A 14,516-nucleotide genomic window follows, 5' to 3' on the forward strand; every position below is an offset into this window, starting at 1 on the left:
GCTCAGTGCTCCCGCTCGCTGCCGCTCCCGGCGACGAAGGCGTCGCGATGCTCGTCGGCGACGCCCGCCAGGTTCAGCTCGTAGGTGTATCGCTGTTCCAGCAGGTAGCTCTTCTTCACGTCGACCGGGTCGATGGTGTTGATGGCCTGTTTGGCCGCGCGGATCACCCGGGTGTCCTTGGCGGCGATCCGGTCGGCCACGTCCAGGGCGGCGTCGAGCACGTCCTCGCGCGGCACCACCCGGTAGACCGAGCCGAACCGCTGAAGCTCGCCGGCGGTGATGTTCTGCGCCGTGTAGTACAGCGCGCGCATCAGATGGGGCGGGACCAGCCGGGCCAGGTGGGTCGCCGCGCCGAGCGCGCCGCGGTCCACCTCCGGCAGCCCGAAGACGGCGTCGTCCGAGGCGACGATCACGTCGGCGTTGCCGACCAGCCCGATGCCGCCGCCGACGCAGAATCCGTGGACCGCGGCGATCACCGGGACGGCGCAGTCGTACACGGCGGAGAACGCCGCCGCGCAGCCCAGATTCGCATCGACCAGCGCGTTGAAACCGGCGGTCGCCTGCATCTCCTTGATGTCCACGCCCGCGTTGAAGCCACGCCCGGCGGCGGTGAGGACCACGGCGCGGGTGGCCGGGTCGTCGCCCGCCGCGAGGATCGTCCGGGCCAGCTCGAACCAGGCGGCGCTGGGCAGTGCGTTGACCGGCGGGTAGTCGACCGTGACGACGACGACGCCGTCCCGCGGCCGTGCGGTGCTGATGGGCACGTTCCGGGCTCCTTCCGAAGCACTTCCTACTTGCCCAAGCAAATGCTTGGTTGTTTGGTAGGGTAGCACCATGACGGAATCCGCGCATGCGTCCGGGCTGGGCCTCGCCGGCAAGATCATCCTGGTCACGGGTGGTGTGCGCGGTGTGGGAGCGGGCATCGCCGGGGTGCTGGCCGGTCTCGGCGCGCACCCGGTGGTCTGCGCGCGTCGTCCCGGCGAGCGCGACGATGGTCCCGAATTCCTCCCGTGCGACGTCCGTGACCCCGACGCCGTCGAACGACTCGTGGCGCGGATCGTCGACCGGCACGGGCGGCTCGACGGGGTGGTCAACAATGCCGGGGGCTCGCCGTTCGCGCTCGCCGCGGACGCGTCGGACAACTTCTCGGCGAAGATCGTCGGGCTCAATCTGCTGGCGCCGCTCACCGTCGCGCGCGCCGCGCATGCGGTGATGGTGAGTCAGCCCGGCGGCGGCGCGATCGTCAACGTGTCGAGTGTGAGCGGGCATCGGCCGTCGCCGGGCACCGCGGCCTACGGGGCGGCGAAGGCGGGCCTCGACAGCCTGACCGCGTCGCTGGCCGTCGAGTGGGCGCCCGCGGTGCGGGTCAACTCGGTGGTCGCCGGTCCGGTGCACACCGAGGCCTCGCACCTCCACTACGGCGACGACGAGGGCATCGCCGCGGTCGGGCGCACCATTCCGATGGGCCGCCTGGCGTCGCCCATCGACATCGGGAACGCCGTCGCCTTCCTGCTGTCACCACTGGCGTCGTACGTCACCGGTGCGGTCCTCGCCGTGCACGGCGGCGGCGAGAAGCCGGCCTTTCTCGATGCGGCCACCGCGGGCAATGAACTGTGACCTCCGACGAAGAGAGTGAAAAGCGTTGAGCGATAAGGGAAATGACGGACGCGTCGTCATCGTGACCGGGGCCGGGCAGGGTATCGGGCGCGCGCATGCGCACGCCTTCGCGGCCGACGGGGCTCGCGTGGTGGTCAACGACTACGACGCGGCCGCCGCGGGCGCGGTGGCCGGCGAGATCCGGGAAGCCGGTGGGGAGGCCGTCGCCGCACCCGGTGATGTGGCCGACTGGGCGACCGGCGAGGCGATCGTGCGGACGGCGGTCGACGAGTTCGGGCACCTGGACGTCCTCGTCAACAACGCCGGCTTCGTGCGGGACCGGATGCTCGTCTCGCTGTCCGAGGACGAATGGGATGCGGTGGTCCGCGTGCACCTGAAGGGGCACTTCGTGATGCTGCGCCACGCGGGTGCGCACTGGCGCGCGATGGCGAAGGCGGGGACCGTGCCACGGGCCCGGATCGTCAACACCTCGTCGGGGGCGGGCCTGTTCGGGTCGGTCGGCCAGGGGAACTACTCGGCGGCGAAAGCCGCGATCGCCGAGCTCACCATTCAGGCCGCCGCCGAGCTCGGGGGTTACGGTGTGACGGTGAACGCGATCGCGCCGGCCGCACGCACCCGGATGACGATGGGTGCCGGTGAGGCGATGGCCGCGCAGATGGCCGCGCCCGACGACGGCTCCTTCGACGCGATGGACCCGGCGAACATCTCGCCGCTGGTGGTCTGGCTCGGATCGCCGGCGTCCGCCGCGGTCTCCGGCCGCGTCTTCGAGGTCGAGGGCGGCCGGATCACGGTGCTCGACGGCTGGCAGCGCGCCGCCACCGTCGACAAGGGCGAGCGGTGGAATCCGGCCGAGCTGGGGCCGGTCGTCGCCGATCTGATCGACCGATCCCCGAAGCAGGTGACGCCCTATGGTGCTCGATGAATCCGCGATGGTCGCCGCGGCGAAGACCTACGTCGACGCCCTGGTCAGCCACGATGCGACCGTGGTGCCCCTGCACCCGGAGTGCACGCGCACCGAACTCGGTGTGAAGACCGGGCGCAACGGCGGGCACATCGCGCGCAGCCTCACCTGGGGCCCGCAGTTCCGGCTGATCCACACGGTCAGCGACTTCACCGCCGTCGTCGACGGCCATGCCGTGCGGACGTCGTACCTGGTGCACGTGCAGCCGCGGTTCCTGCGTCTGGCCGCACGGGTGACGGAGACCTTCACGGTCGACGACGCCGGCCGCATCACGAAGATCGTGGCCGGCTTCTCACTGCCGCATCGCGTCTGACCAGCGGCGTTTCGACACCGGCTCGGCCGGCGCCTCGCCGGGCTCAACGGGCTTAGAGGGCGGCAGAACAGCCGGTTGAGCCCGCCTCGCCGGGCTCAACCGGCTGCGGGGCTGCGGGCGAGGCGGTGTCGAACGGGGCCTACGAGCTGGGGGCGCGGACGACCATCGGGACGCCGGGGAAGGCGATCGCCATCTCCGAGCGCGACTTGCGCAGCGCCGCGGTGCCGTAGCCGTGCTTGCGCTTCTCCGGACGGATCCAGATGCGGACGTCCACCTCGCTGCCGTTCAGTTCACCGAAGACCAGACCGATCTTGGCGTCGCCCTCGACGGCGACCAGCCAGACGGCGTCCTCGTCGTCGACGCGCGCCAGACCCTTGGCGATCTCGTCGTTCAGGGCGCCGGCCTGCTCGCCGGAGCCGTCGGCCGCGAGGCCGAGCTCTTCGGTGCGCTCGGAGATCAGGTCGGTGTCCTCGTCGGGGGAGAACGGTCGGAGGCCGACGCTGTCGCCCGCGGCGGCCGGGCGATCGGCGGCGGTGAAGGTGATCGCGGCGTTGAGGTCGTCGAGTTCGGCCTGGTTGCGTCGGCGCTCGGCCTTGGTGAGCTGATGGAACGACATGTTCAGGATGGCCTCGACGCCGAGAGGCGAGGCGCCGAGCAGGTCGGCGACCGCGGTCACCGCGGCGGCGCGGTCCTCGGACTCGACGATGGCGTCGAGAACCTCGTGCCGCCGCTCCAGAGCGACGAGCAGTGCTTCGGTGATCTCACGGCGGGCGGCGGCCTTGTCCACATCAGTCATGGTGTCGATGGTAGGACGGAATCGTTTGTCGCGCCGGTCTTGTCGCGAGATGATTCGTATTGGACTGTCTCACAACTGAAACACGTTCTAGTCTGGATGTATGGCGGAAACAGTGACGGACGAACATCTCCGGACCGGTGTGCATCTCGGCGATCTGATGGTGGCGGCGCTGACACGCCATGCGGACCGACCCGTGCTGCGGATCGGCGACGTCGAACTCACCGGGCGCGCGATGGCCGACGAGATCAGCCGGTACGTGCAGGCCTTCGAAGCCGTCGGGGCGGGCACCGGGACCGCGGTCGGGCTCCTCGCCCTGAACCGTCCCGAGGTGCTGCTGGTGATCGGTGCGGGCCAGACACAGGGCTGGCGGCGCACCGCCCTGCACCCGCTCGGATCGCTCGACGACCACGCCTATGTCCTGAACGACGCCGGCGTCACGACACTGGTGATCGACCCGGTGCCGATGTTCGTCGAGCGGGCGCTCGGCCTGTTGTCGAAAGTGCCCGGGCTGACCCGGATCCTCACGCTGGGGCCGGTACCGGAGGAACTGCGGGAGGTGGGGATCGACATCGTCGCCGAGGCCGCCGCCCGCGAGGCGCGGCCGCTGACCGCGAAGATCCTCGACCCCGATCACGTGGTGTCGGTGACCTACACCGGCGGCACCACCGGCAAGCCGAAGGGCGTGATCGGCACGGCGCAGGCGATGGCCACGATGACCTCGATCCAGCTGGCGGAGTGGGAATGGCCCGAGCGGCCGCGCTTCCTGATGTGCACACCGCTGTCACACGCGGGTGCCGCGTTCTTCGTGCCCACCCTGATGAAGGGCGGCTCGATGGTGGTCCTCGGCCGGTTCGACCCGGCTCAGGTATTGGAAACCATCGAGCGCGAACGCATCACGGCCACCATGCTGGTGCCGTCGATGCTGTACGCGCTGCTCGACCATCCCGACTCCCGCACGCGCGACCTGTCGTCCCTGCAGACCGTCTACTACGGTGCCTCGGCGATCAATCCGGTGCGGCTGGCGGAGGCGATCGAGCGCTTCGGGTTGATCTTCGCGCAGTACTACGGACAGTCCGAGGCGCCGATGGTGATCAGCTACCTCGCCAAGGGCGATCACACCCCGGAGCGGCTGACCAGCTGCGGCCGGCCGTCGGCGTTCCTGCGCACCGCGTTGCTCGGCGCCGACGGCGCGCCGGTCGTCTCGGGCGAGCCCGGTGAGATCTGCGTGTCCGGTCCGCTGCTGGCCGGTGGCTACCTCGGCCTCCCGGACCAGACGGCCGAGGCCTTCCGCGACGGCTGGCTGCACACCGGCGACGTCGCCCGGGCGGACGCCGACGGTTTCTGGTACATCGTCGACCGCACCAAGGACATGATCGTGACCGGTGGTTTCAATGTCTTCCCGCGGGAGGTGGAGGACGTGATCGCCGGGCATCCGGCGGTCGCGCAGGTCGGCGTGATCGGCGTGCCCGACGAGAAGTGGGGCGAGGCGGTCACCGCGGTCGTCGTGCTGCGGGAGGGCGCCGGTGCCGCGGAGTCGGAGAGGGCGGTGGTCACCGCCGAGATCCAGGCCGCCGTGAAGGAGGCCAAGGGGGCGGTGCAGGCCCCGAAGACGGTGATCTTCGCCGAGTCGCTGCCGCTCACCGCGCTGGGGAAGCCGGACAAGAAGGCCCTGCGGGCGCAGTTCGCGTGACGGATGCGGCCGGCCGTCCGTCAGACCGTCGCAGAAGTGGGAATAGTGACCGCATCCGCGACGGTCTGCGCCGCGGCGCTACGCGTGCTGGGCGCGCGGACTGTTGACGCCGAGCGGATTGCCGTTCGCTTCCAGCCAGTCGGCGATGGACTCGACCAGTTCTCCGGTGAGCATCCGGCACATCGAATACGCGATCCGCGCACCCTGCAGCTTGGCGAGGTCGGCGTGCGGCCCGGCGAAACGGTCGTCGATCGTAGTGTGCCACAACCCGAGCCACCGCTCGAAGTGCTGCGGCTGTAGACCGGCGATCTCGTGGAGGTCGCGGTGCGGGGCGAACACGTTGCGTCGGTACTCGCCCTCCTTGAGGACCGCCTTGCACCAGAAGTCGGTGATCCTCGGCAGATGTACGGCGAGGTCCATGTGTGCGATGTCGACGAAGACGGGTCGCAGCAGGGGGTCGGCGAACGCGCGGTGGTAGAAGTCGTCGAGCACCTCGGCGACGTCGTTCCGGTCGGCGAGGTCCGGGAGTTCCGGTCCGCTCATGCCTCGAATCTACCGGCGGCACAGGGGGACCGGCGACGGGCCTTGGGCCCGGTTCCCGCCGGTGCGACGACGGCGCGGTCGTGACACAGTGAACTCATGACGAATCCGGAGCCGACCGTCTCGGCCGACATCACCATCGACGCCGGCGCCGACGCCGTCTACGCGCTGATCACCGACCTCGATGTGCTGGCCGGGCTCGCCGCAGAGACCACGGCGATGCGATGGACCAAGGGTGACGCCGCCCGTGTGGGTGCCCGGTTCAAGGGCAGCAACCGCAACGGCGGCAAGACCTGGTCCACCGCCTGCACGGTCACCGCGGCCGAGCCCGGCCGGACCTTCGAGTTCACGGTCACGAGCATGGCGATCCCCATCGCGCGATGGCGGTACGACCTGGAGCCGGTCGACGGCGGGTGCCGCGTCACGGAGAGCACCTGGGACGCGCGTCCCGGCTGGTTCCTTCCGGTCGCCAAGCTGGCCACCGGTGTCGGCGACCGCACCGCGGCGAACGCCGAGCACATCCGGGAGACGCTCGCTCGGCTGAAGGCCCGCGCCGAGGGGTGAGTCCGCCCGTCAGATCCGCTCCAGGATCGTGGCGGTGGCGAGGGCGCCGCCGGCACACATGGTCACCAGTGCGGTCTGCCGATCGCTGCGCTCCAGTTCGTGGAGTGCGGTGGTGATCAGCCGGGCGCCGGTGCTGCCGACGGGATGGCCGAGGGCGATCGCGCCGCCGTTGACGTTCACGATGTCCAGGTCCGCGTCGTGGACGCGCGCCCACGACAGCACGACCGACGCGAAGGCCTCGTTGATCTCGACCAGGTCGATGTCGGCCATGGTCATCCCGGCCTTGGCGAGCACGGTCTCGGTGGCCTGAACCGGACCGTCCAGGTGGTAGTACGGCTCGGCGCCGACCAGCGCCTGCGCGCGGATCCGGGCACGGGGGCGCAGCCCCAGATCGCGGGCGCGCGCGGCGTCCATCAGGAGTACGGCCGCGGCGCCGTCGGAGATCTGGGACGAGTTGCCCGCGGTGTGGATGCCGTCGCCCAGCACGGGCTTCAGGCCGGCCAGCGACTCGGCGGTGGTGTCACGCAGCCCCTGATCGCGGGTCACGGTCAGCGTCTCGCCGGTGAGTTCACCGTCGCGGGTGCGCTCGGGGGCGGTCACCGGCAGGACCTCGCGGTCGAATCGTCCCTCGTCCCAGGCGCGTCGCGCATGGGTCTGCGAGCGGAGGCCGAGCGCGTCGACGTCGTCGCGCGTGATGCCGCGCCGCCGTGCGATCCGCTCGGCCGCCTCGAACTGGTTGGGCATGTCGATGTCCCACGACGCCGGGCGCCGAGGTCCGGCGTCGGTGCCGACGTTGGCGCCCAGCGGCACGTGCGACATGCACTCGACGCCGCACGCCACACCGACGTCGATCGCGCCGGTGGCGATCAGCCCGGCGATCAGATGGCTCGCCTGCTGCGCGGAGCCGCACTGGCAGTCCACGGTGGTGGCACCCGTCTGCCAGGGCAGGCCGGCGTGCAACCAGGCCGTGCGGGTCACGTTGTTGCCCTGCTCACCGACCTGCATCACGCAGCCGCCGATCACCTGCTCCACGAGTGCGGGGTCGATGCCCGCGCGCTCGATCACGCCGACTTGCGCGGCGCCGAGGATCTCGGCGGCGTGGAGGCCGGAGAGCCATCCGTTGCGCTTGCCGATTGGAGTTCGGGCCGCTTCGACGATCACCGGGTCGCCCATGTATCTGCCTTTCGTCACGACATCTCACCAGCAAACTGAAACGAGTTCTTGTTTGCGTCTCACCAGTGTGGCACAGTGGGAAGTACCAAAACTGTAACCGGTTCTCATTTTCCGTGAGCCGCTGGAATCGCGAAGAAGAGGTGGAGGCGTGACGCAGATGATGCAGAATGCCGCGGCATCCGATTCGACGGGCAAGTGCCCGTTCATGCACCAGGAGGGCTGGGACTTCACGAGCCCGGACCTGCTGGAGAAGGGCATCCCCGTCAAGGAGTTCGCCGAACTCCGCCAGACGGCGCCCGTGTGGTGGAATGCGCAGCTACCCGGCAAGGGTGGAGGCTTCCACGACGGCGGCTACTGGGTCATCTCCAAACACTCCGACATCCGCGAGATCTCGAAGAACGCCGAGGACTGGTCGGCCGCCGACAACGGCGTCATCATGCGCTTCGACGACGAGATGACGCAGGAGCAGATCGACGTCACCAAGGCGCTGCTGATCAACCACGACCCGCCCGAGCACACCCGGATGCGCAAGGTGGTCTCGCGGGCGTTCACCCCGAAGGCCGTGCACGCGCTGGAGTCCAAGCTCGACGACGCCGCGCGCGCGATCGTCGCCAAGGCGGCCGCTGAAGGGCGCGGGGACTTCGTCCACCAGGTGGCCGTGGACCTGCCACTGCTGGCCATCGCCGACCTGCTCGGCGTGCCCGAGGAAGACCGGATGAAGCTCTTCAACTGGTCCAACTCGATGATGAACGCCGACGATCCGGAGTTCTCGGCGGACCCGCAGGTCGCGTCCGCGGAGATCCTCGGCTACGGCTACAACATGGCCGATGCCCGCCGGAAGTGCCCGGCCGAGGACATCGTGACCACGCTGGTCCACGCCGACATCGATGGTCATTCGCTCGACGAGGCCGAGTTCGGGTTCTTCTTCATCCTGCTCACCGTCGCCGGCAACGAGACCACCCGCAATGCGATCACCCACGGGATGAACGCCTTCCTCGACAATCCTGAGCAGTGGGAACTGTTCAAGAAGGAGCGTCCGGCGACCGCGGTCGATGAGATCGTCCGCTGGGCCACCCCGGTCAACTGTTTCCAGCGGACCGCGAAGAACGACACCGAGGTCGGCGGGCAGAAGATCAAGAAGGGCGAGCGCGTCGGCATGTTCTACGGTTCGGCCAACTTCGACGAGGACGTGTTCGACGACCCGTTCACCTTCGACATCACCCGCGACCCGAACCCACACGTCGGCTTCGGCGGGAACGGCACGCACTTCTGCATCGGCGCCAACCTCGCCCGCATGGAGATCAACCTGATGTTCAACGCGCTGGCCGACATGGTTCCGGACATCACCAAGCTGGAGCAGCCGCGCCGGCTCCGGCACGGCTGGATCAACGGCATCAAGGAACTCCAGGTCGACTACGGGACCGCGTAGTGGGCGAGTCGCCGCCCTACCTGAACATCGACCGGGAGCACCATCCCGCGGTGCTGGCGGGACGTCGTTCCCGCGACGCGGTGATGGCTCGCGACAAGGAGGCGTGGCTCGCGAACTTCGCGGCCGACGGGATCGTCGAGGATCCCGTCGGGCCGTCGATGTTCGACGAAGCCGGTGCCGGACACCGCGGGGCGCGGCAGCTCTCGGAGTTCTGGGACAAGACCATCGGCACCACCGAGCGGATCGACTTCGTCTTCGACAGGGAGATCATCTGCGGTGACGAGGTGGCCTACACCGGGAAGATCGTCACGCACATCGGCGGGTACGTCTCCGAAGCCGAGGGGGTCTTCACGTACAAGGCGGACGCGGACGGGAATCTCGTCGCTCTGCGGGCCTTCTGGGAGATCGAGGCGACGATGAAGTCGTTGCGCCCGGCCTGATCCGGACGCTGGTCGAGCGGAGCCGAGACCTCGACCGCCATGCGCTCCGCTCGGCCGCCGTGGATGCTCCGCTCGACCGGCATCGCGGTCGAGACCACCGGGTCAGCGGCGTCGGCGTGCCAGCAGATTGCCGTCGACGGACAGGACTCCCTGGTTCGCGACGGCGATGCCGATCAGGCCGGCGATGAGGGCGAGCGGCAGTTCGTAGCCGCCGTTCGACGCCCAGAAGCCCTGGTCGATGTGCGCGGTGAAGATCGCGCCGATCATGTCGATGATCAGCAGCAGGGCGACCAGCGGGACCGCGAGCCCGACGATCAGCGCGGCGCCGCCGACGAGTTCGACGATCCCGGCGAACCATGCGGAGAAGGTCGGTGCGGGCACGCCCATCGCTTGGAAACCGTCGGCGACATTCCCGATGCCGTTGGTGACGAACTTCTGCCAGCCGTGGGCGAAGAAGATGATGCCGAGAATCACCCGGGCGATGGTGGTGGCGACGGACTGGCCTTGCTGGGCGCGGGTCATGGAGTTCCTCCTGGTTCGCGAATCGGACGTTGCGAGACTAACCGGACCATGGTCCGAATGAAAAGCTAGACCTCGCTTTTCTTAGGTGGGCCTTAGGCATGGTGTGCGGCACGTCGCTTGGCGGTCCGGCCCATTGCTGCCGTTACGCTGGGCGTATGCGACGACTCTTCCTGGCGGCCGTCTCCGCCGCGGCCCTCGCGTCCACTCTGACCGCCTGCGGCGGTGACTCGTCGGAAGCCTCCAGTGCCTCGGTCTCCCTGGCCGGATCGGAGAGCGCGACGGCGGCACGGACCCCGTCGTCGACGACGCGCTCGGCACCGGGTCGCGCGGCTTCGAGCGTCGTGGCCTCGAGCGTCGTGACGAGTCCGACGACCCCGAGTCCGGCCGCCGGGAAGCCGCCGGCCGACCGGGTGGTGCCGGGCGAGGTGGTCTCCGGCGAGGGATTCCTGCGGACGGGGAGCGATGTCGACTACCGTTTCGCCGCGGGTGGCGGCCGGTGGGTGTGCGACATGACCCGGGCGACGGTCGTCTGTTCCGGCGAACTCGCACCGGGCACGCAGCCGAAGGGTGCCGGTTCGGTGGAGCTGACCGCCGCCGGTGCCGTGACCTTCCCGGGTTCGTCGGCGCCGGGAGACAAGCACGGGCCCGCGCGCCCGAAGGAACTGCCGACCGGCCGCTCGCTGCCCAACGGGGTCTTCGTGTGCGCGGCCTTCGCGGGCGGTGTGCAGTGCGAAACCCCGTCCGCCGCGCACGGATTCAAGCTGACCGCGACCTCCACCACCCGCTGGTAGCGCCTGCTCCTCTCAGTCTCGCCGGTCGGCTGCTGTTCCGTGGTGGTCCAGGACCGTGGAACAGCAGGCGAGCAGCCGGGAATGAGAATCGGGCGCGCCGGTGGTGTGCTCCGGTCGGGTCTGTGCCGTCGACTGCTGTCTCGTGGCGGTCGGGCAGCCACGGGACAGCAGGCGAGTGGGCCGGCTGGAACCGGGCGGGCCGGCGGTAGGTGTCGGCGGGGTGCCGGGCGCACCTGCCCGTCGGCGGGGCGGCTTCCGTCCGGCCCGGTGTCCGCCCGCCGAGGTTCCTTCGGTCGGGTTGCACGACCGGACTCGTGCCCGCCGGCTGGGGAGCTTCGAGGCCCCTGGGGGCGTCTCGAAACCGCACCTCGAGCTACGGCCGGTCCGCTCCGACGAGCCACATCGAGAAGTACTGCGAACCGCCGCCGTAGGCGTGGCCGAGGGCCTTGCGGGCGCCCGCGACCTGGTGGTCGCCGGCTTTGCCCATCACCTGGATGGCGGCCTCGGCGCAGCGGATCATCCCGGAGGCGCCGATCGGATTGGAGCTGAGCACCCCGCCGGAGGCGTTGACCGGGAGCTTTCCGCCGATCTCCGTCTCCCCGGCCTCGGTGAGTTTCCAACCCTCGTGCTGCTTCGCGAAGCCCAGGTTCTCCAGCCACATCGGCTCGAACCAGGAGAAGGGCACGTAGATCTCGGCGGCGTCGACCTCGGTGAGCGGATCGGTGATCCCGGCGTCGCGCCAGAGCGCCGCGGCGGCGTCGCGCCCGGCCTGCGGGCTGACGACATTGCGGTGGCTGTAGGCGAGCGGCTCGGTGCGCATCGCCGTCGCATGAATCCAGGCCACCGGCCGGCCGTCGGCGACCGCCGCGTCGGCCGCGGCCTCGTCGCCGATCACCACCGCGCAGGCGCCGTCGGACGACGGGCACGTCTCGTCGAAGCGGATCGGATCCCACAGCATCTGCGAGCTCATCACCTTCTCGACCGTCTGGTCGGGCTGGTGGAGGTGGGCGAGGGGATTGCGGGCGCCGTTGCGGCGGTCCTTGGCGGCGACCATCGCGCCGATGTGGGCGGGGGCCCCGGAGTTGTGGATGTAGGCGCGGACGTGCGGGGCGAAGTAGCCGCCCGCACCCGCGCCGACGGGCATGGTGAACGGGACCGGGATCGAGAGCGCCCACATGGCGTTGGACTCGGACTGCTTCTCCCAGGCGACCGCGAGCACCCGGCGGTGCACCCCGGACGACACCAGCGACGAACCGACGATTGCGGTGGAGCCGCCGACCGATCCGGCCGTGTGGACACGGATCAGCCGCTTGCCCACCGCGCCGATCGCTTCGGCCATCGCGAGCTCCGGCATCATCGATCCCTCGAAGAGATCGGGCGCCTTGCCGATCACGATGGCGTCGATCTCGGCCATCTCCACCTGGGCGTCGGCGAGAGCACGGTCGATCGCCTCGCGGACCATCCCGGCCATCGTGACATCGGTGCGCTTGGCGACGTACTTTGTCTGCCCGGTACCGAGCACCGCGGATCTGTTGCGGCCCATCAGTTCTCACCTCCGGCGAGGGTCACGACCATGTTCTGTTGGAGCAGCGGTCCGCTGGTCGCGTGGGCCACCGCGGTGCCCGCTTGCCGGGTGAGGATCGCGTGGGCGGCGTAGCCGATCCGCTGGAGTCCGCCGGAGAACAGGGCGTTGCCGGTCAGAGCGCCACCCGACGGATTGATGCGTGTGGTGTCCGGCAGCCGGAGAGCCTTCCGGAGGATCAGTTCCTGGTGCGTGTACGGCGCCTGGAGCTCGGCGACGTCGACCATGCGGCTACGCGACCCGAACGCGGTGTCGCCGGCGAGGACGGTCGACGGGGATTCGGTCAGATCGCGGGCGCCGAAATTCGGCGAGTCGATCCGGTGATCCCACCCGGTGACGAAGGCAGGGTTCTCGGTGAGTTCCCGGGCGCGTTCCTCAGTGGCGATCACGACCGCGGCGGCGGCGTCGGCGTATGGGGCGATGTCGTGCGCGCGCAGGGGATCGGCGACGTAGTCGGCGGCGAGCAGGTCGTCGGGGTCGTCGCCCGTGGTACGTGCGGCGACCTCGGCCATGTCGCGCTCGGTCCATGCGCCGGCGTCGAGTCCGGCGCGGGCCTGCAGCCCGGCGAGGGAACGGGCGTCGGGCAGGAGCGGGGCGACGGTGTACGGGTCGGTCTGCAGGGCGAGAGTGGCGTCGGCGTTGCCCGCGGAGGCCTTGCCGAACCCGTAGGCGAGGGCCACGTCGACCTCGCCGGTGAGGATCTTGACCCAGGCCTCGTAGAGCGCCCAGGCCCCGTCCATCTCGACGTGCGACTCGTTGATCGGTGGCACGGCGCCGATCGCGTCGATCGCGGAGATGAAGGAAAAGGCCCGTCCGGCAAGGTAATCCGACGATCCGCTGCACCAGAACCCGATGTCGGAGCGCGTGATGCCGAGTTGGTTGTAGAGGCGGTCGAAGCAGGGGATCAGCATCTCGACGCCGTTGGTGGTGCCGGTGGTGGCCGGGACGTTGCGGCTGTGGGCGAAGCCCACGATGGCGACGCGCGGTGGCGACTGTGTCATGGTGCGTTCTCTCTACAGGTGGTTCCGGTACGACTCGAACGGGGCGTCCGGCTCGCCGGTCGGCGCGAAGTGGCTGATGTTGCGGAGCGTGTGGCCCCACTCGTCTTCGGGCCGCCAGACGGCCCGCACGCGCATGCCCATGCGGACCTCATCGGCCGGGCAGTCGAGGATCAGGTGCAGGAACGGGATGTCGGCGCCGTCGAGCAGCACGTAGGCCGCCACGTAGGGCGGGGTGATCTGCTGACCGAGGAACGGTACGTTGACGATGCAGAAGGTCGTGATGATGCCGGTGTCCGGGAGTTCCACGCGCGACGCCGTGCGCGACCCGTCCGCGGGGCTGGCCTGGCGGGGTGGGAAGTACACCTCGCCGGTGGCGACTCGGCCGCCGATGAGCCGGCCGTTCTTGAGCCCGTCGAGGTACCAGGACTCCTCCTCGGTGGCCGAGTGCCGGATGTTCAGGGCGACCGGGGTGGTGAGGGTGACGAGCTCGCTGTCGTCCGCGGCGGGATGGATGATCTCGGTGGTGCGGGTTTCGTCGTCCGCCCCCTGAGCTCCGTCGTCCGCCCCCTGAGCTCCGTCGAAGGGGACGAAGCACTCGATGTCGTCGATGCGCCCGGTCCGGGCGGCTCGCCAAGTGGCGCGTACCCGCATGCCGGTCGACATCTGCTCCGGGCCGTCGACCGCGACGGCGTGCAACAGTGCGCTGTCGGCACCGTCGAGCCGGATCAGGGCCCAGGCGAAGGGCTGTGAGAGCGGTTGTCCGGCAAGGGGTTCGGGCTGCCACGACCAGGTCGTCACGGTGCCGTCGGTGGACACCTCGATCAGTTCGGTGGTCGGTGCGCCGGTCACCGGGTCGAACTCGACGGGCGGCACCAGGACTCGGCCGTCGCTGGTGCGGCCGCCGAGGATCCGGCCGTCGCGCAGGGCCAGCGCGAACGGCGAGAGTACGGGTCCGAGTGAGCGCGTGTAGTCGAACGAGATGGCGAGATCGGCTTCCAGGATCGCCGTCTCCGGTACGGGAACCTCGACTTCTGGGCTGATGGTCACACTGAAAAGTAGAACAGGTTCTAGTATTGGGCGCAACCATTGTGCGGTGG

General features: G+C 69.8%; 16 protein-coding genes. 8 read left to right on the plus strand and 8 right to left on the minus strand.

Annotated elements, in window-relative coordinates; translation table 11 throughout:
- Positions 1–2: 2 nt before the first annotated feature.
- Complete coding sequence (locus ACSEEN_RS12800) at positions 3–764, minus strand: enoyl-CoA hydratase family protein (protein WP_247866222.1); 762 nt, start codon at positions 762–764, stop codon at positions 3–5.
- Positions 765–834: 70 nt separating this feature from the next.
- Between ACSEEN_RS12800 and ACSEEN_RS12805 the strand changes: the two genes are divergently transcribed.
- From ACSEEN_RS12805 to ACSEEN_RS12815, 3 genes are read left to right on the plus strand one after another with little or no spacing between them, the layout of a single operon-like run.
- Positions 835–1,617, plus strand: a complete 783-nt coding sequence (locus ACSEEN_RS12805; RefSeq protein WP_440713384.1) for an SDR family oxidoreductase — start codon at positions 835–837, stop codon at positions 1,615–1,617.
- Positions 1,618–1,642: 25 nt separating this feature from the next.
- Positions 1,643–2,539, plus strand: a complete 897-nt coding sequence (locus ACSEEN_RS12810; protein ID WP_440713385.1) for an SDR family oxidoreductase — start codon at positions 1,643–1,645, stop codon at positions 2,537–2,539.
- Positions 2,526–2,891, plus strand: a complete 366-nt coding sequence (locus tag ACSEEN_RS12815; protein ID WP_440713386.1) for a DUF8021 domain-containing protein — start codon at positions 2,526–2,528, stop codon at positions 2,889–2,891. Before ACSEEN_RS12810 ends, ACSEEN_RS12815 begins: the two co-directional genes overlap by 14 nt.
- 139 nt (positions 2,892–3,030) lie before the next feature.
- Here the strand turns inward: ACSEEN_RS12815 and ACSEEN_RS12820 are convergent, their stop codons facing one another.
- Positions 3,031–3,687, minus strand: a complete 657-nt coding sequence (locus tag ACSEEN_RS12820) for a GNAT family N-acetyltransferase (RefSeq protein WP_440713387.1) — start codon at positions 3,685–3,687, stop codon at positions 3,031–3,033.
- A gap of 100 nt (positions 3,688–3,787) precedes the next feature.
- Between ACSEEN_RS12820 and fadD8 the strand changes: the two genes are divergently transcribed.
- Positions 3,788–5,377, plus strand: coding sequence for a fatty-acid--CoA ligase FadD8 (fadD8, locus tag ACSEEN_RS12825; RefSeq protein ID WP_440713388.1), 1,590 nt, complete (start codon positions 3,788–3,790; stop codon positions 5,375–5,377).
- A gap of 78 nt (positions 5,378–5,455) precedes the next feature.
- Here fadD8 and ACSEEN_RS12830 read toward each other — a convergent pair whose 3' ends face one another.
- Complete coding sequence (locus ACSEEN_RS12830) at positions 5,456–5,920, minus strand: group III truncated hemoglobin (RefSeq protein WP_298441930.1); 465 nt, start codon at positions 5,918–5,920, stop codon at positions 5,456–5,458.
- 96 nt (positions 5,921–6,016) lie between these two features.
- On the opposite strand from ACSEEN_RS12830, the gene ACSEEN_RS12835 reads away from it, so the two are divergent.
- Positions 6,017–6,481: an SRPBCC family protein gene (locus tag ACSEEN_RS12835; protein WP_440713389.1), complete on the plus strand. Its 465-nt coding sequence runs from the start codon at positions 6,017–6,019 to the stop codon at positions 6,479–6,481.
- 9 nt (positions 6,482–6,490) lie between these two features.
- Here ACSEEN_RS12835 and ACSEEN_RS12840 read toward each other — a convergent pair whose 3' ends face one another.
- Complete coding sequence (locus ACSEEN_RS12840; protein WP_440713404.1) at positions 6,491–7,654, minus strand: steroid 3-ketoacyl-CoA thiolase; 1,164 nt, start codon at positions 7,652–7,654, stop codon at positions 6,491–6,493.
- A gap of 157 nt (positions 7,655–7,811) precedes the next feature.
- Between ACSEEN_RS12840 and ACSEEN_RS12845 the strand changes: the two genes are divergently transcribed.
- A complete protein-coding gene (locus ACSEEN_RS12845; RefSeq protein ID WP_247867906.1) occupies positions 7,812–9,083 on the plus strand; it encodes a cytochrome P450 in 1,272 nt (423 codons plus the stop codon).
- Positions 9,083–9,523, plus strand: coding sequence for a nuclear transport factor 2 family protein (locus tag ACSEEN_RS12850; RefSeq protein WP_440713390.1), 441 nt, complete (start codon positions 9,083–9,085; stop codon positions 9,521–9,523). The genes ACSEEN_RS12845 and ACSEEN_RS12850 overlap by 1 nt, the downstream gene beginning before the upstream one ends.
- Before the next feature lie 102 nt (positions 9,524–9,625).
- Here ACSEEN_RS12850 and ACSEEN_RS12855 read toward each other — a convergent pair whose 3' ends face one another.
- Complete coding sequence (locus ACSEEN_RS12855) at positions 9,626–10,045, minus strand: DoxX family protein (RefSeq protein WP_440713391.1); 420 nt, start codon at positions 10,043–10,045, stop codon at positions 9,626–9,628.
- 155 nt (positions 10,046–10,200) lie between these two features.
- Here ACSEEN_RS12855 and ACSEEN_RS12860 point away from each other — a divergent pair, with 155 nt between their 5' ends.
- Complete coding sequence (locus ACSEEN_RS12860; RefSeq protein ID WP_247866232.1) at positions 10,201–10,836, plus strand: hypothetical protein; 636 nt, start codon at positions 10,201–10,203, stop codon at positions 10,834–10,836.
- A gap of 373 nt (positions 10,837–11,209) precedes the next feature.
- Here ACSEEN_RS12860 and ACSEEN_RS12865 read toward each other — a convergent pair whose 3' ends face one another.
- From ACSEEN_RS12865 to ACSEEN_RS12875, 3 genes are read right to left on the minus strand one after another with little or no spacing between them, the layout of a single operon-like run.
- A complete protein-coding gene (locus ACSEEN_RS12865) occupies positions 11,210–12,379 on the minus strand; it encodes a thiolase family protein (RefSeq protein ID WP_440713392.1) in 1,170 nt (389 codons plus the stop codon).
- Positions 12,379–13,419, minus strand: a complete 1,041-nt coding sequence (locus ACSEEN_RS12870; RefSeq protein WP_298441921.1) for a thiolase family protein — start codon at positions 13,417–13,419, stop codon at positions 12,379–12,381. The genes ACSEEN_RS12865 and ACSEEN_RS12870 overlap by 1 nt, the downstream gene beginning before the upstream one ends.
- A 12-nt stretch (positions 13,420–13,431) precedes the next feature.
- Positions 13,432–14,466 carry a Zn-ribbon domain-containing OB-fold protein gene (locus ACSEEN_RS12875; RefSeq protein ID WP_298441919.1) on the minus strand — a complete coding sequence of 345 codons (1,035 nt, stop codon included), beginning with the start codon at positions 14,464–14,466 and terminating at the stop codon, positions 13,432–13,434.
- Positions 14,467–14,516 lie beyond the last annotated feature (50 nt).

The organism is Gordonia marina, assembly GCF_052036135.1.
Classification (GTDB): Bacteria; Actinomycetota; Actinomycetes; order Mycobacteriales; family Mycobacteriaceae; genus Gordonia.